The organism is Ideonella sp. P3_A4 (assembly GCF_056403075.1).
The window spans coordinates 1-2578 of the sequence record NZ_JBFUGE010000765.1 but is presented as its reverse complement, the minus strand read 5'-3'; the positions used below and the strand labels follow the sequence as shown (position 1 = coordinate 2578).

2 protein-coding genes are annotated in these 2578 nt (G+C 66.8%); both read left to right on the top strand.

Annotated features, from left to right (window positions below):
- Nucleotides 1-592, top strand: a 592-nt coding sequence (locus tag AC1DYI_RS32385; RefSeq protein WP_477208219.1) for a hypothetical protein, incomplete at its 5' end; no start/stop codon positions are given.
- 81 nt (nt 593-673) lie between these two features.
- On the top strand, nt 674-2578 hold a 1905-nt coding region (dnaE, locus tag AC1DYI_RS32380; RefSeq protein ID WP_477208218.1), incomplete at its 3' end, for a DNA polymerase III subunit alpha.

Here is a 2578-nt window from a genome sequence, read left to right as displayed (position 1 = left end):
GACCAAGGGCACGTTCGCGGCGCCGACCCAGCTGTTCGACTACGACCCGGTGGCCAACACCATCAACCCCATCGTGCCGGACTTCCCGGTGGTCATGAACCAGGCGGCATACACGACGCACATGCTGGTGCTGCCGACGGGCCAGGTGATGTTCAACTACGGCGGCAACGACGTCTGGGTCTACACGCCCGACGGTGATGCGCCGAAGAAGGCCAAGCCTGTACCGCAGTCGCTGCACTACGACGGCGCCGGCAAGTTCACGCTGACCGGCATTCGCATGAACGGCGTGTCGGCCGGCAGCGGCTACGGCGACGACGCCGAGTCGGACGAGAACTACCCGATCGTCAGCTTCACGACCGGCAGCACCGTGCGCTACGCCCGTACCCACGATTGGGACAACACCGGGGTGCAGCAAAAGGCGCCCTCCACCGTCAAGCTGACGCTGAAGGCCGGTACGCCGGCTGGGGTCTCGAAGATCGTGGTCAGCGGCGCGGGGGTCCAGTCCTTGCCGTTGTGCGTGACGCTGACGGCCGACCAGGTCGCCGGCACCGGCGCAGCGGCCGACGTGCCGATCACGAGCTGCAAGCAGTGATGTAGCCTGCCTTGTGCCCGGGAGGGCGCAAGGCAGTTGCCCGGGCGCAGGGGGCAAACGGGCGGCTTCGTAGAATGCCGCATGTCGTTTGTCCACCTGCGCACCCACACCGAATTTTCAGTTGTCGATGGCACCTTGCGTGTCGATGACGTGGCCGCCGCAGCGGCCGCCGACGGCCAGGTGGCGCTGGGTATTAGCGACCTGGCCAACCTGTTTGGCGCGGTCAAGTTCTACAAGGCTTGCCGCGGCAAAGGCGTCAAGCCGCTGCTGGGGGCCGACATCTGGCTCGAGCCGGCAGACCCCGCGTCCGGCGACAAGACGGCCAGCCGCCTGCTGCTGCTGGTGCAAAACAGCCGCGGCTACCTGAACCTGTGTGAGCTGCTGGCGCGCGCCTGGACGCGCAATGTGCAACGCGCGCAAGCCTGGGTCACCTGGGACTGGCTGGCCGAACTGGGTGACGGGCTGGTCGTGCTGTCGGGTGCCGAGCATGGCGCTGTCGGCACGGCACTGCTGGCGGGCGACCGGGCACGTGCCGCTCAGGTCGCCGAGCGATTGAGTGGATTGTTCCCTGGTCGCTTCTACCTGGAGCTGCAACGCGGTGGCTTGGCGCAGCACGAGGCGCTGGTGCGCGCCACGGTGCCACTCGCCGCCGAGCTGAAGCTGCCGGTGGTGGCCACGCACCCGGTGCAGTTCCTGACGCCGGAAGACTTCGAGGCGCACGAAGCGCGTGTCTGCGTGGCCGAGGGTGAGACGCTGGGAAATCCGCGCCGCGTCAAGCGCTTCGGCCGCGAGCAGTACTTCAAGAGCCAGGCGCAGATGGAAGCGCTGTTCGCCGACGTGCCCTCGGCCGTGGCGAACACGCTGGCGATCGCCCAGCGCTGCAACCTGTCGCTGGTGCTGGGCAAGCCGCGCCTGCCCGACTTCCCGACCCCGATCCAGCCCGACGGCACCCCGATGCCGATCGACGCCTTCTTCCGCCAGGAATCGTTCGAAGGGCTCGAGCAGCGGCTGCAGCTGCTGTACCCCGATGTCGCCAAACGTGACGCGGAACGGCCGCGTTATGTCGAGCGGCTCGAATTCGAAATCGGCACGATCCTGAAGATGGGCTTTCCGGGCTACTTCCTGATCGTGTCGGACTTCATCAAGTGGGCCAAGGCCAACGGCTGTCCGGTCGGTCCGGGCCGGGGCTCGGGTGCCGGCTCGCTGGTCGCCTATGCGCTGTCGGTCACCGACCTGGACCCGCTGCAGTACAACCTGCTGTTCGAGCGCTTCCTGAACCCGGAGCGGGTCTCGATGCCCGACTTCGACGTTGACTTCTGCCAGGGCAACCGCGACCGCGTCATCGACTACGTCAAGGACAAGTACGGCCGCCAAGCCGTGAGCCAGATCGCCACCTTCGGCACGATGGCCGCGAAGGCGGCGCTGCGTGACATCGGCCGCGTGCTGGGCATGGGCTTCGGCCATGTCGACTCGATCGCCAAGCTCATCCCCGCGCCGCCGGGCAAGACCGTGACCTTGGCCAAGGTGCCCGAGAAGCCGGACCCGGGCGTCATCTACGCCCGCCAGGAAGCGCCCGAGCTGGAGCAGCGCGAAGCGGCTGAAGAAGAAGTGGCCGAGCTGCTGTCGCTGGCCTCGCGTGTCGAAGGCATGGTGCGCAATATCGGCATGCACGCCGGGGGCGTGCTGATCGCGCCGGGCAAGATCACCGACTTCTGCCCGCTGTACCAACAGCCCGGCAGTGACTCGGCGGTCAGCCAGTACGACAAGGACGACGTCGAGGCGATCGGCCTGGTCAAGTTCGACTTCTTGGGTCTGGCCACGCTGACGATCCTGGAGCTGGCGAAAGACTTCATCGTCGCCCGCTACCCGGACAAGAAAGACTTTGCGTACGAGACGCTGCCGCTGGACGACCGGGCCGTCTACAAGCTCTTCTCGGATGGTTTGACCGAAGCCGTGTTCCAGTTTGAATCGCGCGGCATGCAGGGC